The sequence below is a fragment of the Limnohabitans sp. Rim8 genome (genome assembly GCF_943326455.1).
Classification (GTDB): Bacteria; Pseudomonadota; Gammaproteobacteria; order Burkholderiales; family Burkholderiaceae_C; genus Limnohabitans_A.
The window spans coordinates 39,262-60,348 of sequence record NZ_CALPTI020000015.1 but is presented as its reverse complement, the minus strand read 5'-3'; the positions used below and the strand labels follow the sequence as shown (position 1 = coordinate 60,348).

Genomic DNA, 21,087 nt, shown 5'->3' with positions numbered 1-21,087 from the left:
TTCAACTGGGACTGGGGTAAGTGACTTTCAAGACCTCGATCAGCAGCACGCCTGATGGTGTGAGCAGTTTGAGCTCGTCGCCCTCGCGTGATTTGAGCAAGGTGCGTGCGATCGGGGACACCCAGCTGACTTCACCTTTTAAGCTGTCGGCCTCGTCGATACCCAAGATGGTCACCTGGCGCTCTCGGCCCGATGCTTCGGCATAAGTCACAGTGGCACCAAAAAACACCTGGTCGCTGCCGTGGTGCACCGCAGGATCAACGACTTCAGCCAGTTCCAGTCGGCGGGTCAAAAAACGGATTCGACGGTCGATTTCACGCAGTCTTTTCTTGCCGTAAAGATAGTCACCGTTTTCAGACCGGTCACCGTTGCTTGCGGCCCAATGTACGACCTCCACCACCTTGGGGCGCTCATCGTCGATCAAGGCAAACAACTCGGCTCGCATACCCGCGTAGCCTTGGGGGGTCATGTAATTGCGCGCACCCGCCGGCAAGGCGGGCAAGGCCAATTCTTCATCGTCTGATTCCGGGAGAGTAGCGTGGCTCATGGTCGTTGACCCAAAGAAAAAGCCCACAACTTTCGTTGTGGGCTTTCTTATTTTTGGTGCGGCTGGCAGGAATCGAACCCACGACCCCTTGGTTCGTAGCCAAGTACTCTATCCAGCTGAGCTACAGCCGCAACATGCTGAGAATTATAGCAAGCTTTTGAGGGCTCCTTGGATGCCGTCTCATTTAAATAGCGGACCAAGAGCGCCGATGGCACAGGCATTCATCAAGCGCTATTCTCAAAGCCCTGACACGCGCAATTCCTGTTGGAGAAACCCAGAGTATGCCGAACACAAACATCCATGGATCCATCGTCGACGTATCGGGCCTGAGGGTCGGTCACCACACACTGAGCGAACGGCTGACGGGGTGCTCGGTCGTGCTGGCTCCCGATGGGGCGGTCGGTGCAGTGGATGTGCGCGGGGCTGCCCCCGGGACCCGCGAGACCGATTTGCTGGACCCCGCCAACCTTGTCGACAAAGTGCACGCGGTGGTGCTGAGCGGTGGCAGTGCTTTCGGATTGGATGCGGCCACGGGCGTGGTGAGGTGGCTTGATGAGCATCGCATCGGCTTTGAAACCGGCCACGGCCGTGTGCCCATCGTGCCTGCGGCTGTGTTGTTTGACTTGGCTGTCGTTCGCCCAGGGGACAACCCCAAGGCCCGACCCGGTGCTGCGGCTGGCTACGCAGCTTGCGAAGCGGCTACGGCAGCCCCGCCCGCTGCTGGCAATGTGGGTGCGGGCGCAGGAGCCTGCGTGGGCAAGCTGTTTGGCCTGGAGCGCTGCATGAAAGGCGGCATCGGCAACGCCAGCGTGCGCGTGGGGCCCTGGGTGGTGGGCGCCTTGGTGGCCTGCAACGCGGTAGGCGATGTGATGGACCCGACCACAGGCCAGGTGCTGGCTGGTGCCCGCACCGCGGATGGGAAAAACTTGCTGGACACCCAACGTGCCTTGCTTCAGGGCGAGCGCGGCAGCCGCCCCCTGGCAGGCACCAACACCACCATTGGCGTGGTGGCCACCAACGCCACCCTGACCAAAGCCCAAGCCAAGCGCCTGACCATGAGCGCCCACGACGGCCTGGCCCGCAGCATCCGCCCCGCGCACACCACGCTGGATGGCGACACGCTCTTTGCCTTGGCGACCGGCACCGAAGTTGGCCCAGTGGATCTGATGCTGCTCACCGTGATGGCGGCCGAGGCCGCAGCACTGGCCACCATGGATGCGATTCGCCAGGCGCACTGCATCACCACCCAATGGGGATTGGTCCCTTCAGCCGCCGCCAGACCGACTTGAGTCAGAAACAAAAAAGCCCACCCGTTTTGCCAGTGGGCCAGCCGCCGAGCGTTCTATAGGCGGCGGTTGCAGCCACCTGGGCGATTCAAATAACCATTCCGAAAATATCTATGACCTCACAAATTAAAATGATGATTTTTATACAGTGTTCAAGCCTGCAATATAACCCGAAATAAATTGTGAATTTATTTTGTATGGAATCTTAAATACGGCACTCAAGCCACGCAAATAACTATCTTCTGACAACGCATCGCTACTGTAAATAAAGATCGTGAACTTGCTTTGCAAAGCATCTACCAAGCTTGATGAAATGGATTTCAACCATTGATTATTTGCATCTATAAATAAAATATCGAATGTATCGTCTATGTTCAATAAATCCAAAGGATGAGACATCACCTTGACAAGCTTTGGATCATTGACTTCTGAAAACATCAAATCAAAATTATCACCTTGATGCAGTACGCACACCTTATTAAACTTTTTTTTCAAAGGAAAGGGGTAACCATACCTTTCACGGTATTTTCTTACTGAATCAACAAAGATGCGACGATGCCCACCTTGCGTGCGCAGAGCGTTCAATTCCCCAACCTTCACCAAATTCTGAACCGTGGCAATTGACAATTCCAAGTCACGCGCAGCTTCTGCTGTGGTCATGTACTCATGCTTGTCATTGATCATATTTTTCCCCTCGATGAATTCCAATATTTGATTGAATTGATATATTCAATTTTGCGGATTATCGAACAGGGAAGCGCGAACGTGAGAATCACAAACAAGTTTTTAACATAAATTAATATTCATAAAGCCAATATCCATGGGCAGAAAGGATCGATTTTATCGATTTGACCTGGACACTCGTGCCCACCCGCAGAGCGCATGAACTCTGGCGATCTGGGGTGAGTTCGAATCCATGGAGGTGGCCGTCACTCTCAGGCTGATGGACCCGCTTGGGTTGTCCGGAAACCTTAGGGTTGCGCTGCTGTTATGGCCAACAGAGATGGAACCATTTCATTTTTCATTGAAATATTCAATTCGATAGCCACGTCGGTAAATTGACGACAGCTTCCAACCGTTGGTGATGTTCAGTGCCAACTTGCTTCTGAGACGGCTCAAGTGAACGTCCAAGCGGCGTGTATCTACAGCCATGTCGGTAATGTTCAGCGTTTGATTGAGCGTTTGACGTGAAACAATTTGTCCACGGCGCCTTAAAAGTGCAAACGCCAAGGTCGTTTCCATGCTGGTCAGGTTGACAGGCTGGTCATTGAGAAAAATTCTCAATGCAGAGTGATCGATAGTTAACGCGCCCAATTGCTCTTTGAATGGCGCTGCATCGCTGCGAGTGCGCCGTAGCAATGCCCTGATACTGGCCTTCAGAATGTTGGGGTTGTGAGGTTTGATGATGTAGTCATCGGCACCGGCCAGCAATGTGTGCTCAATTTCGGCTTCATTGTCGTTGCTGGTCAAAAATATCACGAGCGGCATCTGACCTCCTGTCCTTAGGCGTGTCATCACCTCTAGACCGCTTATGCTTGGCAACTGGAGATCAAAAAGACAAATATCAAATGTATTTTTTTCCAATGCTTCTAAGCAGTCTTCACCGGTGTGGAAATGACTGACTTGGCAGTTCATTGGAATCAGGTCTTTTGTTAGCTGATCTGCAAAATCAAGATCATCTTCAAGCAGCGCTACTGCAAAGCAATGGGGTTCGTTGTGCGGGAGCATGGAAATTTCCTTGTCAGGCTTCAAATTTCAAATGGTTCCTACTGAGATGCTCAGTTCTTCTGCGAGTGCACAAATTGCAAAATTTCGCAACAATATTTTAATAATATTTATTTCATATTTTTAATAAAAACACTATATTTAGCGTTTTTTCAGCATAAAGTAGGAAAAAATTTCCTGTTTTGAACGAAGAAAATCTGCACAAAGCTCCGCCCTCGTGTGCCTGGCTTTGATCGATTTGTTCTCGCCTTACTGCCCGCAGGTCAAGAAAGGCCGGCCTCCCTATCGATGGCAACCATGTTGCGCACGCACCACTTGCACCTTCAAAGTGACATCTTGCGGTTCCGTTATTGCTTGATGCACAGTCAGGAAGTGGACGCGTGCGGCAAAGCCAGCGAGCAAGGCATCCTCAGCCGCCCTGCTGTCAAGAGCATTCGGATAGATCAGCTGACAGAAAAGATTGAGAAGCCATTTGGGTAGTCGTGGCTTCCTACGACTCCCTATCAAGAGTTATTCAGACCATTCTTAAAAGTCGAAATGATTTTGAGTGTTGTGCAGGTAAACGGGTTCCGACCAGTCCGGTTAATTTGGGAACCACATGGCGCGTTACCTTCGGATGATTTTTATTCGAATCCGAAATTATTTTAAATTTCGCTTTGAGCAACTACTGAATTATCAAAAGCCAACCCATAAATAAATAAATAAATAAATAATATAATATAATAATTACCAAAAATTTAACTCTGATTTAATTAGTCTTTTTAATAAAGATAACATCTTTGGATACCAGCTCATTCAACATAGCAGAATGCTCCTTCATCAAATTCTTCAGGGAATCACTGGGCTTGATCTTTATAATTCTGCGATCATGCACACCTGATTCTGATCTGAGATAACCCGATTGCTCCATTTCTCGAATTTTTAGCCTAATAGCTCTGTCTGAAAAAAAGTTAGATGACAATAATTTTTTCACCGATACATCTTGGTTATCTTCCGAAGAAAAAACATCTCTCAAAAGGCAGACATAAATATGCCGGCCTGTTGCGGTTCGAAAAAATGGGAAATGACTCATTTCCCACTCATGCAAAGCGAAAATTTTTTCGAGTAACATTTTTTGTTTGCGTTAATTTTAAATATTTCTGATGAAATTCAAAAAATCAATAACGACGACATGAGAACCACCTCAAGACTTGCAGGTTCGTGTGATGAAAATTCTACGTAACTTTTAGTATATATTTTAATAGTAATTGTTAAAAATTATTAAGTTATGATCAAATATCAACTAATTTATTAAAATTTAATTTCAAAATTTATATAACACCCAATAATTTATTGGTGAGTCAGCTCTCTGAATCACTGTCCCCTGGGTAGTCCTCAGCCGCCCATGCCCCCCCCTTAGCCCAGGGCTTGAACTGACCCTCAAGAGTTGGAATGAACCCATTCGAGCTGAACAGTCGGTGAGGGATCCACCAAGCCAACCAACACAAAGTCAGTCCGCATCGAGCTGCTCACCCGCCAGTCCACGATTCGCCTAGCAAACGCATCGATCACAAACAACATCTCGTGATTGGACAAAGGTCTCAAAGACACGTGCGTTTTGACTGAGATGAACGCAGCCAGAACGGGGCAACTGCTGCCCATTGTCCGCAGCAAGCAGAGTGCCAGCAACCCCTAAACGCTGCTGTTGCTTTAAACGACTCCATGAAAAAGACCGCCAATGCGCGGGCTTTTTTATATTATTTTTTCTACAAAATAATAATATTTTAATTGGTACGCCTTATAAAACCATGCATAGTTTATTTATTTTAGATTTTTAGCGAGGAAGTCTTTAATGCGAGACTGGCTAAATGTTGCAGCTTCTTTATCAAACCAAATTGTGTGTCCAGCGTATTGTCTTTTAGGCAAGTCCATATCAAATGAGTGCCCTGCATTCTCATACACATAAGACTCATAATTAGACCAGTTTGAACTTAAACATGGCGTCCAATTATCTTGCTTTCCAAGATGCACTTGAACAGGGATTTTAGGTTTATCATAATTATATCGTACAAGCATACATCCTGGATAAAGTGCAACTGAGGCCTTTAATTTAGGATAAATATTTTCATTTATAGCAGCATCGATTGCAACCGCTCCACCATGACTCATTCCAATAAGAGAGACATCACCTTTATGCCATTTTTGTATTTTTATCCAATCGATAAGTTCAGAAATATCAATATTTCTTTCATCAGGCGGAATCAAGGCTCCTCTATTGCATACACCTGATGGAAATCCACGCTTTACAAACTGCTCAACAATAACAGCATTATAATCCCACGAAACTAGTCTTCTCCTCCAATCCTCGCCCCAAACGTTGGGGCCATCACAACCGTGAGCGATAATTACTGTTGGCGAAGGAGATTTAGCTTTGTGAGTTGTAAAAGTTAGATGTTTAGCCTGCTTGCTATCAAGCGTTTCACAGCCACTTAAAAAAATTGCAAATCCGATTATTAAATAAAATTTAAAATTCATTATATTTTGAACCGTAAAATTTTTAGACATACTTATTTTTTAATCATCATTCATTTATCTTGCGGCATAGAGAGGCACCCTTGCATCGCCACTGCCAGAGTCAATCAACGCTACAGCATTTGTTATTGGTGCCAATTTTAATGTGCGTTTGACACACGTTGAGTCAAAGAACACAGCCCCGCGATGCACTTAGTTTTCGCCGACTTTGACGCCACCCCTTGCACTTTTTCCACACAAAATGACTCCGTTGGCCTCAGCTCAATTTGAGCAGTCATTTAAACCAATAGTGCTGGCGAAGATATGGCTGTCACCTTGCAGCGCCGTTCTGTTGGCTTTAGACGCGCATGGACTTGGCAGGCACACTTAAATCCAGTCTTAAAAATGCTTCAGGCGGAGCATCATTTTTTGCCATCAGGTTGCCAATTTGAGACAGCAAGCGCGCCTCCACTGCCGCGTCCCGAATGGGTTGTAACTGGGCCGGATCGGAGGCCAGATCAAATAGCACCGTAGTGGTGTCCTCGTAGCCGCTTCCCTGCCCTGTGTGACCCACCGGCTGACCTTTGGCATTGCGCCGTGCCGGTACTTTGAGAAGAGGAACCCCTTGCGTGAAATTAAAACCGCGCGCCAACTCAGCCTGGGCTAAATCGGCCACTGCAAACATGGACTTCAGGTGCATAGGCATCAAGGTGTATTCATACAAATCCTGACGCGTCATGTCATGCGGATAGCGGAAATAGGTGTAGCGCCCATCGGTGATGTTGGTGGCCGCCCCAAACATGCCGTAAATAGCTGCTTCACGCAGCGGCATGTCTTGCGCTAGCAAAGGCATCAGGGAATGGCCCTCAACCGTGGCCGGCGGCTTCATGCCGTGCAAATCCAGCAAGGTGGGCATCAAGTCGGTGGTTTGGGTCAATGCCTGGCGGCGTTGGCCGGCTTGGGCTGCAAAAGCCGGATGCGCAATCACGAGCGGGATATGCGCAATCTCATTAAAAAATGGCATGCGGTTTTTGCCCCACCAGTCATGCTCGGCCAGCAAAAAACCATGATCTGTGCTCAAGACGACAGTGGTGTCCTTCCACATATCGTAGCGATCCATATAGTCGAGCAATCGGCCGAAGTATTCGTCGCACATGCTGAGTAAGGCGGCATAGTTAGCACGCAATTCCTGCACTTCTAACGCGGTTTCCTCATGGCGCTTGTAGCGCGGCCAGTCCAGAATCGGGCCGGTGTAACCGGTGGGGTAGCGCTCGCGAAAGCGCGCAGGGGCAGCAAACGGCTCATGGGGGTCAAAGCATTCCAGATGCAGCAGCCAGTTGTCTGCGTCGCGGTTGGCATCCAGAAAATCAAATCCGGCCTGGAAGGTGCGCGGGCAACAATAGTCGGCCTCGCTTTTCATGTACTCGCGATTCACCATGGTTTGCAAGCGACCATCGTTCGGACCTTCAGGCTGTTGCAGGGGGTGGTACATCTGCTTAAAGCGCTCTAAGGGTGGTTGCACCATGGCTTTCCATTTGTCCCATTCTTGACCGCGTATAAATTCCCAGGATGAATAGCGGTTGTGGTAAGTGGCACCACCATCCTCCCAATAGTGGTAATGGTCCGAAATCAGGTGGGTGTAAGTGCCTTGGGACCGAAGCAGTTCGGAGAAAGACTGGTCAAAAGGCTCGAGTGCACCCCAACTGCGGTGCAAAAAATTCAGACGCCCAGTATGCAGATCTCGCCGAGCCGGCATGCATGGCAGGCTACCCACATAGTGATTGTCAAATGTCACAGCACGCTGAGCAAAACGCTTGAACTGCGGAGTGGCCACGGCACTACCGCCATAGCATTCCAAGGCATTGCGCACCAGAGAGTCAAACAGAACAAATATCGTCTTCATGCATGGCTTTTTGTTGCGGGTTCTCACCTTAGGTGTTGGTGCGAGTTTGGCACACAGAGACGACCCATAAGCTATGTTACTATAGATAGAACTATCGGATTTTTAATGCAGAGTTCGACCCATCCCATTTTTCCTGACAGCCCGGTACCGCTGTATTCCCAGTTGGCAGATCTTTTGCGTCAGCGCGTGCTGCGCGGCGTGTGGGAGTCGGGTACCAAGGTGCCTTCACTAGAGGCCTTGGTCGCCGAATTCAAGGTGGCACGCGTCACCGTGCGCCAAGCCATCGACATCCTCACGCGGGAAGGCCTCTTACTGCCGCAACGCGGGCGCGGTACCTTTGTCACCGAGCAAGTGCTCCCCCAACGCTCTCTCACACTGGAAACTTCTTTGCGCGGACTTGCCGAGTCTTACCGCAACGACAAGCCCGAACTCACTTTGCTTGAAGAAGCCGGGGTACAACCCCCACTCACACCACAGGACGGTAAGGCCGCACCCGCCTACCACTTTATGCGTCGGGTGCATTCGCGCGCCGGCCAAGCATATTGCGCGGCATCCATCTTTATCGACCAGCGGGTGTTTCGGCAGGCGCCCAAGCGCTTTCGCAAGGAGACCGTGGTGCCAGTGATGATGGACTTGCCAAAATTGGACATCGCCGCTGCCCGCCAGACCTTGCGCATCTCGACAGCCGACGTTGAGATTGCCCACCTGATTCAGGTACCGGTGGGATCGCCGGTAGCGGAAGTGCGGCGCATTGTGCAATCGAGCGACGGAACCGTGCTTTATTTCGGGCTGATTATCTACCGGGGCGACTTCATTCAATTCGAAATGCAGCTAACGCTTTAACTTTTTGTACAACCACTTCAAGGCCACTGCCATGCCCACCACGCGCTTTTTCAGCCGATATGTGCTGCGCACACTGTTGGTAGCCACCGCTACCGTCACAGTATTTTTTTCATCCGCGCAAGCACAAAACTACCCTAACAAACCAGTGCGTGTGGTCGTACCTTGGCCCGCAGGAGGCCTAGTGGATGTGGCGGCGCGACAACTCAGCAACCGCATGCAAACCATGTTGGGCCAACCCTTTGTTGTGGAAAACAGACTTGGTGCAGGCGGAAATATTGGGGCAGACCAAGTGGCCAAAGCGAACGCCGACGGCTACAGCTTACTTTTTACCACCAGCGCTCTGACCATGAACACCGCGATGCGTTCGCCGATGCCTTTTGATGCCGTCAAGGACTTCGAGCGAGTGGCCATGGTTGCCTATGGCCCGCTGATTCTGGTGGTGCCATCGAGCAGCAAAATCACATCTTTGCAAGATTTAATCAATACCGCGCGAACCAAGCCTGGCACACTGAGCTACGCTTCAGCGGGGATAGGTTCACCGGCACACCTGACTGGCGAACTTCTTAAATCGCGTCTGAATTTATTTGTAGTGCACATCCCCTATACCGGCGCACCAGCAGCCATCACGGATCAGATCGCAGGACGTATTGATTACCAGTTTGCCAATGCGGCGGTTGCACTGCCTCAAATTAAAGCCGGCAAACTGCGCGCTCTGGCGGTCACCAGCCAACAGCGCATGCCCAGTATTCCGCAGATACCCACGATGGCAGAGGCAGGCATGAAAGATTTTGAAGTGGACCAATGGTTGGGCCTGTTGGCACCCAAAGGTACACCGCCTGCCGTGGTGGACAAACTGGTCACTGAAGTCAATAAAGTGCTGCAAATGGACGACTTCGGGCAGGCATTGGTCAATGCCGGCATGCACAGTGCCAAGCCCGGCAGGCCCGAAACTTTTGATGCTTTTTTTAAGCAAGAGTTGACGCAATGGACCAAAGTGGTCAAAGACGCCGGCATCAAACTTGAATAAATCCACACCAAGAATTTATCCAATGAGCAAAGAGCAACCCAATATTTTGCTGGTGATGGCAGACCAGTTGGCCGTGCAGTCCTTGCCCTTTCATGGGCACCCGTTGGTCAAGACGCCGAATTTGAGCGCGCTGGCTGCGCGTGGAGTGGTATTTGACAGCGCCTATTGCAATTTTCCAATTTGCGCACCGTCACGTTTTTCAATGCTCTCTGGCAGACTACCCCACTCCATAGCAGCTTACGATAACGCTTCTGAGTTTCCAGCAGCAATGCCCACCATGGCACATTACCTGCGGCATGCAGGGTATCGGACCATTCTGTGCGGAAAAATGCATTTCATTGGTCCCGACCAATTGCATGGCTTCGACGAGCGCCTCACCACAGACATTTATCCTGCTGATTTTGCCTGGACCCCCGATTGGCTCAAAGGCCCCGCCTATCGCCCAACCGGTGTCAGCATGCGCCCCGTCTTAGAAGCTGGTCCTTGCGTGCGTAGCATGCAAATCGATTACGACGATGAGGTGGAATACAAGGGCGCTCAGTGCCTTTACGACTTGGCACGTGCACCGCAAGACAAACCTTTCTTTCTCACGGTGTCTTACACGCATCCACATCCGCCGTTTGTGGCTCAGCAAAAACATTGGGACCTGTACCGCAGTGAAGACATTGATGCACCGCGTGTGCCGCCCATTCCTTTTGAAGAGCTTGACGAACACAGTCAATGGCTCTATGTAGCCCACGCCCAAGACATTTACAGCGTATCTGACGACCAAGTTTTGAATGCCCGTCATGCCTACTACGGCATGGTGAGTTATGTGGACGAAAAGATTGGAAAAATTTTAGAAGTTTTGAAAGAAACAGGGCTAGATGACAATACCGTGGTGGTGTTTTGTGGGGACCATGGGGAAATGCTGGGAGAGCGCGGCATGTGGTTCAAACAAAGCTTTTACGAATCTTCTGTGCGCGTGCCCATGATTGTGTCCATGCCCCAACGCTTCGCACCGGCACGTGTTTCAGCACACGTTTCTTTGGTCGACCTGCTCCCTACGTTTATGGACCTGGCCTACAGCAATCAAGCACCAGAACCCGTCGGACCATTGCATGGCAAAAGCCTTGTGCCATTGCTAACCGGCGAAGATGCAGGCCATGATCGGTGTGTGATTTCAGAGTACAGCTCGGAGGGTGTCAGTGCCGCTTCACGCATGCTGCGTGACGGACCTTGGAAATACATTTTCACGCACGGCTTGGCACCCATGCTTTTCAACCTAGAAAAAGATCCAGACGAATTGCACGACTTGGCAGGAAAAGCTGAACATGCCGACGTGCAGCAGCAGTTGCACGCGCGCTTGGTAGAAGATTGGGATCCAGCCACCATGCATGCCCGCATTTTGGCCAGCCAAAAGGAACGCTTGTTTTTGGCCGAGGTGGCCAATGCTTCAAGCAAAACACCCAACTGGGCGTACCAACCGTTTGTGGATGAAACCCAGCGCTTTATACGCGGCTCTGGCACCGCGGGTCCCACCAGTGTGAAGGCCCGCGCTAGGTTTCCATATGTCGAACCCGTTCAACCAGACAAGCCGTCTGACAAACCCGCCTGAGATACAAACTTGGGATTGAGGTAAGCCTCCAAGGCTTCAGTGCCACCCTCTGAGCCATAGCCCGAATCTTTCACACCACCAAATGGTGTTTCGGGCATGCCCAAGCCCAAATGGTTGATGGTAATCATGCCCGTTTGTACAGACGCTGCAATTTGCTGCGCCGTTCTAGCCGATCGTGTCCATGCATAAGCAGCCAGCCCGAATGGGAGGCGATTGGCTTCTTGCACCGCGTCGTCAAAAGTATGGAATGGATTGATCAAGGCCATAGGGCCAAACGGTTCTTCTGACATTGCGCGAGCCGATAAGGACAATTCAGTCAAAACCGTAGGTGTCCAAAAGTTACCTGAACTGCCCAAGCGCTTGCCACCAGTTTTGAGTTTGGCATTTTGCTGCTCGGCATCGTCCACCAAATTTTGCATGGCCGTTACGCGTCGCGGGTTGGCCAAGGGTCCCATGGTGATGTCGGCCTCCATGCCATTGCCCACTTTGAGTTTCTCTGCGTGCATCACAAATTGGTCTACAAATTCGTTGAAAACACCTTCTTGAACCAAGAAACGCGTGGGCGACACACAGACTTGCCCTGCATTGCGAAACTTGCTGGCGGCCATGGTCTTGGCAGCCAGTGAAATGTCGGCATCATTGAATACGATGACCGGCGCATGGCCACCCAACTCCATGGTCATGCGCTTCATGTGCTGCCCAGCCATGGCCGCCAATTGTTTGCCAACAGGCGTTGAACCCGTGAAGGAAATCTTACGAATGGCTGGATGGGCAATGAGGTATGTGGAGATGTGCGCGGGATCGCCGTAGACCAAATTCACAACCCCAGATGGCACGCCCGCATCTATGAATACACGGATCAGTTCTGCGGGTGACGCTGGCGTCTCCTCTGGCGCTTTGACGATGATGGAACAACCCGCAGCCAAGGCGGCAGCAAGCTTGCGCACAATTTGATTGATGGGAAAGTTCCAAGGCGTAAACGCTGCTACTGGACCCACCGGCTCTTTGATGACCAATTGGTACACATCCATTTGGCGCGCGGGAATAACACGGCCATAGGCTCGGCGGCCCTCTTCGGCAAACCAATCAATGGTGTCAGCGCCCGCCATCACTTCCATGCGGGCTTCGGCCAAGGGTTTGCCTTGTTCCAAAGTCATGAGCTGGGCCACCGTTTCCACTCTGTCCCGCAACAACTGCGCAGCTTTGCGCATCATTTTGTAGCGGTCAAAGGCACTGATTTTTCGCCACACATCAAAGCCACGATGGGCGGCTTGTGCGACTTCTTCAAGGTCAGAGGTTTCGGCGCAAGCCAGCTCGCCCATGACCTCGCCTGTGGCAGGGTTGCGCACCGGCAATTTACGCGCAGCAGCACCCTCCCGCCAGTGGCCATCGATGTAAAGCTGAACATGGGGATAGTTGGACATGGATCATTCACTTCAAAATAAAAAAACTTTGCCCTACAACGTATGGCATCGGTCCGGCGTTTAAACAGCGTCTTCCAGCATCATGGCTGCACCCTTTTCACCTATCATGATGGCTGCGGCATTGGTGTTGGTTGACACCATGCGCGGCATGACAGAGGCATCGATGACTCGCAGGCCATCCACGCCTCGCACCCTCAGACGCGAATCGACCACCGCGTTGGCGTCTTCGCCCATGCGACACGTGCCAACAGGGTGGTAAACCGTGCCCCCCTTTTCGCGTGCGAACTGCTCTAACGCCAAAGGCGTGGTGATGTGATTACCCGGAAAATGCTCTTCGCCTGTGACCAGTTCTTTGAAAGCAGGCTGCGCAAAAATTTCACGCAGCAGCTTCAAGCCAGCCACCAGAACTTTGGCATCGTGCGGATTTTGCAAATAATTCGCCAAGATTCTGGGCGCAGCAAGTGGGTCTGCAGAATTGATTTGGACGTGACCGCGCGACAGTGGCCGGCATTGGGTAGCCGAAGCAGAAAAGCCTGAGAAGCGATGCAAAGCATCGCCAGGTTTATCAACCGACAACGGCATGACATTGAAAAGCACATCGGCTCTTCCATTTTCAGCATATTCGGTGCAAGCCAGTCCACCCACCTGGCCGGCACCCACTGTTAAGGGACCACGCTTTTGAAACAACCACTGCGCCCCCATTTGCGCCAAACGAATGGGGTTGCGCACATCGTCGTTCAGTGAATGTTTTTTTCGCAACTTCACGATGACGCGCGCTTGATAGTGGTCTTGCAAATTTTCGCCCACCTCTGGCGCTTGCGCCACGACAGGGATCCCAAAGCGCTGTAGCAAATCGGGATGTCCAATGCCAGACAATTGAAGCAACTGCGGCGATTGAAGCGCGCCCGCCGACAAAACCACTTCTGTGTCCGCCTTGGCTCTTTGCAGCTGTCCCTGGGCAAGCCATTCAACGCCAGAGGCGCGCCCTTTTTCAACCACGACCTTGGTGACCTGAGCATGCGTCACGATGGTCAAATTCGTTCTGGCTTTGATGGGCTTGAGGAATGCCGTTGCTGCATCGCACCGCCAGTGGCCTTTTAAAGTTAACTGGTATCGGCCCATGCCGTCGGATTGTGCGCCATTGAAATCTTCGTTCAAGGGATGGCCGGCTTGTTGGGCAGCCTTCAGCCAAGCCTCACAGTAAGGATGGTCATTGCGCAAATTGGAAACGCCCAGTTCACCTTTTGAACCATGGAATTCGCTCTCGCCACCTTCATAACATTCGGCGCTTTTGAAGAACGGCAAGACCTCGTTGTAAGACCATCCACTGGCGCCAAGTGCAGACCAATCGTCGTAATCTGCGCGTTGACCACGGATGTACAGCAAGCCATTGATCGCGCTAGAGCCACCCAAAACTTTGCCGCGCGGCCAGGTCATGGCACGATTGGCCGTCTCTTGCTGCGACTGCACAGGAAATTGCCACGAAAAACGTTGGTCATTGATGGTGCGGAAGTAGCCTACCGGTAATCGCAACCAAAAACCTTGTGAGGGGCCACCCGCTTCCAACAACAACACTCGACAATTCGGATTGGCACTGAGCCGATTGGCCAATATGCAACCTGCGGACCCTGCGCCCACAATGATGTAGTCAAAACCCAAAGAGTTGCTTGCATTTTTCATCAAAGGTATTATATGCCATACCTTTAGACTACCTGCTATGAAACTATTACCTTTGCCAACTTCATCAGCAGCTCCAAGCGCACTGAATTTACGCCTCATCAGTCTGAACGCTTTGGTATTTCGGTGCCCTAGCCCCGTCCCGGTGAAAACTTCGTTTGGCATCATGCACGATCGACCCGCAGTTTTTGTCAGAGCAGAAAGCGCCGATGGCCATGTAGGGTGGGGCGAAATTTGGTGCAATTTTCCAGCCTGTGGTGCCGAGCACCGTGCCAAGTTACTTGAAACCGTTGTGGCACCTTTGTTGTTGAACAAAGACTTTAGCCACCCTGCTTATGCCTTTGAAGAAGCGAGTTCGAAAACACATGTTCTTGCCCTCCAATCGGGTGAACTTGGACCTGTGGCACAAGTGATTGCTGGCGTCGACATAGCGCTTTGGGATTTGTGCGCAAGAAGGGCCCAACTACCCTTGTATCAATTGCTGGGAGGATCCAATGCGCGAATTGGTGTGTATGCCAGCGGCATCAATCCCGATGGCTCATTGCAAACTGTCCAAAAGAAGCACCAAGAAGGCTTTCGCGCTTTTAAATTGAAAATCGGATTTGACACCGAGCAAGACATCGCCAACCTGAGATCCGTGCGTGAGTGGCTAGGCCCTTCACTTGAACTGATGGCCGATGTCAACCAAGCTTGGGACCTGGCCCAAGCGCTAGAAACCATACCGAAATTAGAGCCTTACGGATTGAGGTGGCTCGAGGAACCTCTTCGATGTGACAGTGAGATGCATCAATGGCAGGCGCTCAAAGCGCATTCCCGCATTCCATTGGCTGCAGGCGAAAACATGCTGGGATCCGCCAGTTTCATGTCTGCCCTAGCTAGTAAAGCATTTGATGTATTGCAACCCGATATTGCCAAATGGGGGGGCATCTCTGCGACCTGGGCCGTCACTCAAAACACGCTTTCACGGGGTCTACGCTACTGCCCACATTATTTAGGCGCCGGTATTGGACTCATGGCATCAGCGCATCTGCTTGCCGCTGCCGGCGGTGACGGTTTGCTCGAAGTAGATGCCAATGAAAATCCACTGCGAACCCTGCTCGCACCGGCACTGCAAAAAATCGACAACGGGTTCATCACATTGACGCAAGATCCCGGACTTGGGGTTGAACCGGACCTCGATGCCCTCTCTTTGGCGTGCCAACAGAGCTGACACGCCTGCACAGGGGGATCAAGCGGCTTGGAGCCGCTCGCCCAAGCATCAGATCAGTTGAACACACGTTTCAAATAATGCCCCGCATCAGGTCTTGACGTTGTTCAACAGCAAAGAAGTGTCGAAATACGTCTTTGCGGGCACTGGGTTTTGAATCCCCCCGAAGCGGGCATAAAAATCGGTCACTTGCTGCAGCCATCCCACGGCGGTGCCGTCTTGGTAGAGCTTTTGCCACTCGGCTGCCGTGTGGTATTTGGACGCCTTGAACTGCTCCTGTAATTCAGCCAATGGCACTTGTTCGTAATTTTTGGCCTGAATGATAGGCAAGATGCTGGCCGAATTTTTGATCAAATCGTCGTTCGCCGCAGCCCATCCACGCACGACTTGTGCGACCACGGCGCGATTTTTTTCAAAATAATCGGCACGTGTCGCCCAACCGCCGACGATCGCAGACTTGGGGAAATAGGCCGAGGCATCCACCAACATTTTGGCGCTAGGCACGCGCTGGCGGACCTGCATATTGAAAGGCACCCACAAAGCCACAGCCGGGACAGCGCCAGAGATGAATGAAGTGACCGCAACCGGCATGCCTTGGTTGATGAGCTCCACATCCTTGGCGGGGTCCAGCCCATTCGCGCGCAATGCCGCATCCAGGAACACGTGGGCCGTGGTCCCCAAGGTGGTGGCAATTTTTTTCCCCTTCAGGTCAGCCCATGTCTTGACCCCTTGGTCTTCTCGAATCCACAGCTGCGCTGTCGCAAACTCAATGTTGTTGATCAAAAAAGCCTTGCCTTGCCCGCGCGCGGGAAAGTTGGAAATCACTGCGCCAGTGGACAACATGTCCAAGCTACCGCCAATCATGGCGTTGAAGAGCTCAAGACCCGTGTTGAATTTGACCGGGTCAAATTCAATGCGCTCTTTTTCCCAATGCCCACGGTGAACGCCAGTCCACAGTTGGCCTGTGACCGCCAGGGTATCGACATAACCCACACGGATTTTGGTGCGCTGCTGCGCTATGGCCGGTGCCCCAATGCTGGACAAGCCCGCAGCGCCCAGGCCCAAGACGATATCCCGACGACGAATTTGCATGTTGTTGCTCATGAGATTTTCCTTTGCATCGTGAGTGAAAAAAATGACCTGACTGAATCCTTAACCCGCGGCGATACCCAGTCGCTGCTGCACTTCATACTCCGCCATCACAAGATCGCGGACATGTGCCTTGATCGCGATGAACTCGGCCGTCTCGTGCAGGCTTTCGCTGCGCGGGTAGCCAAACGGAATCTCTATGATTTCCTTGATGCGTGCGGGCCTTGCGGTGACCACCACGATACGGGAGGCAAGGTACACCGCCTCATCCACAGAGTGTGTGATCATCATGACTGTCTTGCCTTCACGCTGAAGAACTTCCAGCAGCAAGTTCTGCATCTTTGAACGCGTCTGAGCGTCGAGCGCACCAAAAGGCTCGTCCATCAACAGGAACTCCGGTTGGGCCGCATAGGCGCGTGCAATCGCCAAGCGTTGACGCATACCCCCAGACAGTGTTTTGGGAAAAGCCTTCGCAAAATCTGTCAGGCCCATCAATTCCAGATACTTGCGGCAGACCGATTCAGCCTCGGAAGCAGGGGTTTTGCTGCCTGACAGCTTCAAACCAAAAAGAATGTTTTGCTCTACCGTTAACCACGGAAAAACCCCATATTCCTGGAAGATGACACCGCGATCGCGACCCGGGCCTTCTATCGACTTGCCATCCAGCGTCAGACGTCCTTCGGTCGGCTTGGCAAAACCCGCAAGGAGGTTCATCAGCGTGGTTTTGCCACAGCCTGAGGGGCCAACGACGCAAATGAACTCGTTTTCACGGATATCCAAGGACACATCGTCCACCACCCTCAAGGGCCCATTGTCGGTTTGGAAATCAAAAGATATATTGTCAAACTGGATGCGCGGTGCAGTCATTGGACCTCCACTCGTTCTTGCCAGCGGACCATGCGACGGGTGACGGAACGCAAGCCCATGTCCATCGACATGGCGACCACACCGATGCAAACAATGCCGACATAAATCACGTCAATCTGGAAGAAAGATCCAGCACTTTGAATCAGTGCACCCAGCCCCTGCTGTGCAGCCACCAACTCCGAAGCCACCAAGGTCGCCCAGGCCACGCCCAAAGCAACCCGCAAGGCGGTCAGTATGTGGGGCGTGGTCATTGGCAGGATCACCCTTGAGAAAATTTCCCATTCAGTCGCGCCCAAGGTGCGGGCCACCTTGATGTAGATGGGGCTGATCTGGGAAACCCCTTCGTACATCACAATCACGCCCGCAAAGAAACTGGCGTAAAAGAGAATCACGACTTTCGCGGGTTCGTCGATGCCGAAATACACCACGACTAAAGGAATCAACGCAATGGGTGGCAACGCCCGAAAAAAATTGATCAGTGGATCTAAAAACGTTCGGGCATTTTTGTACCACCCAATCAGAAATCCGACAGGCACAGCCACCGCAATGCCTAATGTGACGCCCAGCGTGACACGCTGGGTCGACTTCAAAATGTCAATGCCCAGTCTGCCACCAAACAACAATTCGATCAGTTTGCTAGCAACCTGTCCCGGCGTTGGCATGAGACCTTGATTCACGAGGCCCGAAGTTGCAACGCCATGCCACAAAGCAATCAACAAAAACCAAGGCAGCAGCAGGAGACCCAAATGGCGCAAACGAGGCATGGTAAAAACGCTCCAATCCCTTTTTCTAGCCCTATGGTACCATAGTACATACTTTAAAACTTAGGGTTTTCCCGAGCCGCTTTATCCAAGCTAATCCAAAGATTTTTATCACTCAAAATTCAACATGAGCCGCATCAGCCTTACCGTTCATCCCAGTGACAACGTCAGTACCTTGTTGGACTTTCAAACCGATGAGAAGACCACGCGAGATGGGCTCGTGTTGAAGGCGTCGATTCCTTTTGGCCATAAAGTGGCTCGCCACGACATTGCCCAAGGGCACGCCGTTATCAAGTATGGCGTGGCCATCGGCAAAGCCACAACAACGATCCAGGCAGGGGAGCACGTTCATGTCCACAATTGCTGCTGAGCTGCTGTCCTCCGCCCTGAATGGCGGCCTCAGCTTTATGGGATTTGTCCGGCCAGGTGGCCTCGTAGGCGTGCGAAACCACCTGGCGGTCATTTCAACCGTTGCACTGAGCAACCGTATCGCCGAACTTGCAGCCCAGCGCCACGAAGCAGGCCATGGTGAGTCCGTATTGCAAATCAAAGGGGACTTTCAAAGAGGCCTGCAACTTGCTGATGCGCAATTACAAAATCAAGTTATTGAACAACTCATTGAACATCCCAATATCGGCGCAGCGCTGGTCTTGTGCCACGATCGGCGATCGGCTCAGGCTTGGCAAAAACGTGTGTCTCACAAGCCCGTTGAGGTGCTCGCGGTGATGGACGGCGAGGGAGTGGAAAACTCCATTGCGCTGGCCAGCCAAGCGCTCGAGCGATTGAGTCAACAGCTACGTGGTCAAGAAAGAGTTCCCTGCCCTTTTTCAACGCTGACCTTCGCCTTGGAATGCGGCGGCTCTGATGCCTCCAGTGCCGTCTGTTCAAACCCTGCAGTAGGTCAGTTTGTGGACCTTGCGATTGCACAGGGCGCACGCGTCATCGTCTCGGAAACCGCTGAATTCATTGGCGGCGAAGAGGTGGTACGGGCTCAATCCAAGTCGCCAGACATAGCGCAGGCCATCATCAACTGCATCGCCATCACCGAGGCGCGCATGGCCCAAGATGGTGACCATTACCGTGGCGTGAATCCCACAGCCGAGAACATTGAGGCCGGTCTCACGACCCTGATAGAAAAAACCATGGGGGCGGTTTGCAAGATTGGCAACGCGCATTTTGAAGGCTGTCTGTCTTTCGGGCAATCCCCCGGAGGGCCTGGGCTTTACTTCATGGATACACCTTTCTTCAGCCCTTGCTCCATCACCGGTATGGTGGCGGCAGGCGCTCAGATCACGCTGTTTTCGATGGGCGTTTTCAATCCTTCCGGTAACCCACTGACGCCCACGCTCAAACTCTGCGGAAACCCTCAGACCGTGAAGCACTGGTCAGATGGAATTGATGTCGACCTCAGCAGCCTCATCACAGGAGAAATGTCCCTTGCCGAAGGAGGCAATCAAGTGCTCCAGACTGTTCTGGACACAGCGAATGGGCTCGTCACAAAAACAGAAAAATGGGGAGAGGGACAATTCATCATTCCACGTTCATTGCCCGTGTTTTGAATCTGCTCAGATGCGGTTCTCGGAAGGCTAGTTGAATAAAAAAAGCCACTGACCGAAATCAGTGGCTTTTCCATTTGTTGGTAGTGGTGGCATGTCCACCAACGACCATTCTATTCCCGCTCAAACAGGCTAGCGAGCGCTAGAGAGGAAATGAGCGGAACAGAGGTGGTTGTGTAGCGCCAGTCATCCCCAGGCTGCGCAGCAAAATTCACTCGACTTCTGCGCCGAAGTACGCGTGAATGCAGCTCCGTGACATCAAGGAGCGCCCGGCGTGACCACAACCCTGAACGAAATCGAACTGGCAGCCCGCTGGGGCATGAGCCCCAAAACACTGCAACGCTGGCGCACCATCAATGTGGGGCCTGAATACCTCAAGCTCGGCAAAAAGGTCATGTACCCTCTGACGGACGTTGAGGACTACGAAAAGCTCATCCGCTCCAACTTCGCAGGCATCGAAGAAATTTTGCTGTATCTAAGGCATGCAGGCGAAGCCAGCCTTGAGCAGATTCAGGCCGCTTGCCTCGGCGGCAAAGAATCACGGGCCAAAATTCAAGCCTATTTGCAGCGACTGACCCGGTCGTCTCCTCCAAAGGTCAAGGCACAGATGGCATTGCTAGACTCGGCCTCTCCGGTTATGACCGTCTTGTATAGCCCTTTTGCTGAAGATACGCAGTGGATATCTTCACACCCGGACTGTGCTGATTGATTGGTCACCACTTCAATCATCGCCCTGACATCGCGACCGAGTGGTCGGAATTGAGCCGCCGCAGCGAAACGCTACCAACTGTCCATATCGAACAGTCTTTTATCCCCCCGTTCACGCCAGCCACTGCTGCCAAGATGTAGATGACCAGCCACCCAAAGGATTAAGCGGCCGAAGCGGCTGCAATGGGCGCAATGGATTCAGCGGGCGCAGCGGATTCAAAGGCCGTAGCGGCTGCAATGGAGTCAGGGGGCGCAGCGAACTTGAGGGCTGCGAACCAGCAAGCCACCCTACAACCTTGCCACTTCGGTCTTGAAGTGAACCGTCATTTAAAGGACCGAGCCACCTCAGGTTACTGCTTGAAAAAATGTGCCCACTGCTA

The 21,087-nt window shown here is 52.0% G+C and carries 19 protein-coding genes and 1 tRNA gene; 8 read left to right on the top strand and 12 right to left on the bottom strand.

What is annotated here, in order from left to right; genetic code table 11:
- Position 1 precedes the first annotated feature (1 nt).
- Together greB and Q1M54_RS11175 are read right to left on the bottom strand one after the other, a co-directional pair.
- The gene (gene greB / locus Q1M54_RS11180; protein WP_300557238.1) at positions 2 to 547 is read right to left on the bottom strand and encodes a transcription elongation factor GreB; all 546 of its coding nucleotides are present in this window, start codon (positions 545 to 547) and stop codon (positions 2 to 4) included.
- A gap of 54 nt (positions 548 to 601) precedes the next feature.
- Positions 602 to 678 (bottom strand) — tRNA-Arg (locus tag Q1M54_RS11175).
- 150 nt (positions 679 to 828) lie between these two features.
- Here Q1M54_RS11175 and Q1M54_RS11170 point away from each other — a divergent pair.
- On the top strand, positions 829 to 1,836 hold the full coding sequence (locus tag Q1M54_RS11170; protein WP_300557237.1) for a P1 family peptidase: 1,008 nt from the start codon (positions 829 to 831) through the stop codon (positions 1,834 to 1,836).
- 138 nt (positions 1,837 to 1,974) lie between these two features.
- Here Q1M54_RS11170 and Q1M54_RS11165 read toward each other — a convergent pair whose 3' ends face one another.
- The 5 genes from Q1M54_RS11165 to Q1M54_RS11145 all read right to left on the bottom strand — a co-directional run bounded on the left by Q1M54_RS11165 (position 1,975) and on the right by Q1M54_RS11145 (position 7,951).
- Complete coding sequence (locus tag Q1M54_RS11165) at positions 1,975 to 2,493, bottom strand: helix-turn-helix domain-containing protein (protein ID WP_300557236.1); 519 nt, start codon at positions 2,491 to 2,493, stop codon at positions 1,975 to 1,977.
- Between the two features lie 354 nt (positions 2,494 to 2,847).
- Entirely contained in the window at positions 2,848 to 3,561 is a 714-nt protein-coding gene (locus tag Q1M54_RS11160; RefSeq protein ID WP_300557235.1) for a response regulator transcription factor, read from the bottom strand.
- Positions 3,562 to 4,306: 745 nt separating this feature from the next.
- Positions 4,307 to 4,669 (bottom strand): hypothetical protein, encoded by a 363-nt coding sequence (locus Q1M54_RS11155; protein WP_300557234.1) that lies wholly within the window; start codon positions 4,667 to 4,669, stop codon positions 4,307 to 4,309.
- 689 nt (positions 4,670 to 5,358) lie between these two features.
- Positions 5,359 to 6,102, bottom strand: a complete 744-nt coding sequence (locus Q1M54_RS11150; protein WP_300557233.1) for a dienelactone hydrolase family protein — start codon at positions 6,100 to 6,102, stop codon at positions 5,359 to 5,361.
- 304 nt (positions 6,103 to 6,406) lie between these two features.
- A complete protein-coding gene (locus tag Q1M54_RS11145; protein ID WP_300557232.1) occupies positions 6,407 to 7,951 on the bottom strand; it encodes a sulfatase in 1,545 nt (514 codons plus the stop codon).
- A gap of 105 nt (positions 7,952 to 8,056) precedes the next feature.
- Between Q1M54_RS11145 and Q1M54_RS11140 the strand changes: the two genes are divergently transcribed.
- From Q1M54_RS11140 to betC, 3 genes are read left to right on the top strand one after another with little or no spacing between them, the layout of a single operon-like run.
- Positions 8,057 to 8,794, top strand: coding sequence for a GntR family transcriptional regulator (locus Q1M54_RS11140; protein ID WP_300557231.1), 738 nt, complete (start codon positions 8,057 to 8,059; stop codon positions 8,792 to 8,794).
- Positions 8,795 to 8,825: 31 nt separating this feature from the next.
- The gene (locus tag Q1M54_RS11135; protein ID WP_300557230.1) at positions 8,826 to 9,821 is read left to right on the top strand and encodes a tripartite tricarboxylate transporter substrate binding protein; all 996 of its coding nucleotides are present in this window, start codon (positions 8,826 to 8,828) and stop codon (positions 9,819 to 9,821) included.
- A gap of 22 nt (positions 9,822 to 9,843) precedes the next feature.
- A complete protein-coding gene (gene betC / locus Q1M54_RS11130) occupies positions 9,844 to 11,418 on the top strand; it encodes a choline-sulfatase (protein WP_300557229.1) in 1,575 nt (524 codons plus the stop codon).
- Here the strand turns inward: betC and Q1M54_RS11125 are convergent.
- Positions 11,385 to 12,842 carry an NAD-dependent succinate-semialdehyde dehydrogenase gene (locus Q1M54_RS11125; RefSeq protein WP_300557228.1) on the bottom strand — a complete coding sequence of 486 codons (1,458 nt, stop codon included), beginning with the start codon at positions 12,840 to 12,842 and terminating at the stop codon, positions 11,385 to 11,387. The genes betC and Q1M54_RS11125 overlap by 34 nt on opposite strands.
- Positions 12,843 to 12,902: 60 nt before the next feature.
- Positions 12,903 to 14,522 (bottom strand): GMC family oxidoreductase N-terminal domain-containing protein, encoded by a 1,620-nt coding sequence (locus Q1M54_RS11120; protein ID WP_300557227.1) that lies wholly within the window; start codon positions 14,520 to 14,522, stop codon positions 12,903 to 12,905.
- A gap of 37 nt (positions 14,523 to 14,559) precedes the next feature.
- Here Q1M54_RS11120 and Q1M54_RS11115 point away from each other — a divergent pair, with 37 nt between their 5' ends.
- Positions 14,560 to 15,729 carry a mandelate racemase/muconate lactonizing enzyme family protein gene (locus tag Q1M54_RS11115; RefSeq protein ID WP_300557226.1) on the top strand — a complete coding sequence of 390 codons (1,170 nt, stop codon included), beginning with the start codon at positions 14,560 to 14,562 and terminating at the stop codon, positions 15,727 to 15,729.
- An 87-nt stretch (positions 15,730 to 15,816) separates the two neighbouring features.
- On the opposite strand, the gene Q1M54_RS11110 is transcribed toward Q1M54_RS11115, so the two are convergent.
- From Q1M54_RS11110 to Q1M54_RS11100, 3 genes are read right to left on the bottom strand one after another with little or no spacing between them, the layout of a single operon-like run.
- Entirely contained in the window at positions 15,817 to 16,830 is a 1,014-nt protein-coding gene (locus Q1M54_RS11110) for an ABC transporter substrate-binding protein (protein WP_300557225.1), read from the bottom strand.
- Positions 16,831 to 16,878: 48 nt separating this feature from the next.
- On the bottom strand, positions 16,879 to 17,682 hold the full coding sequence (locus tag Q1M54_RS11105; RefSeq protein ID WP_366146256.1) for an ABC transporter ATP-binding protein: 804 nt from the start codon (positions 17,680 to 17,682) through the stop codon (positions 16,879 to 16,881).
- Positions 17,679 to 18,446 carry an ABC transporter permease gene (locus Q1M54_RS11100; protein ID WP_300557224.1) on the bottom strand — a complete coding sequence of 256 codons (768 nt, stop codon included), beginning with the start codon at positions 18,444 to 18,446 and terminating at the stop codon, positions 17,679 to 17,681. Before Q1M54_RS11100 ends, Q1M54_RS11105 begins: the two co-directional genes overlap by 4 nt.
- A 124-nt stretch (positions 18,447 to 18,570) precedes the next feature.
- Here Q1M54_RS11100 and Q1M54_RS11095 point away from each other — a divergent pair, with 124 nt between their 5' ends.
- From Q1M54_RS11095 to Q1M54_RS11085, 3 genes are all read left to right on the top strand, one after another.
- Positions 18,571 to 18,813: a UxaA family hydrolase gene (locus Q1M54_RS11095; RefSeq protein WP_300557223.1), complete on the top strand. Its 243-nt coding sequence runs from the start codon at positions 18,571 to 18,573 to the stop codon at positions 18,811 to 18,813.
- Positions 18,794 to 20,002: a UxaA family hydrolase gene (locus Q1M54_RS11090; protein ID WP_300557222.1), complete on the top strand. Its 1,209-nt coding sequence runs from the start codon at positions 18,794 to 18,796 to the stop codon at positions 20,000 to 20,002. Before Q1M54_RS11095 ends, Q1M54_RS11090 begins: the two co-directional genes overlap by 20 nt.
- A gap of 271 nt (positions 20,003 to 20,273) precedes the next feature.
- Positions 20,274 to 20,708: a helix-turn-helix domain-containing protein gene (locus Q1M54_RS11085; protein ID WP_300557221.1), complete on the top strand. Its 435-nt coding sequence runs from the start codon at positions 20,274 to 20,276 to the stop codon at positions 20,706 to 20,708.
- The last annotated feature ends 379 nt before the right edge of the window (positions 20,709 to 21,087 follow it).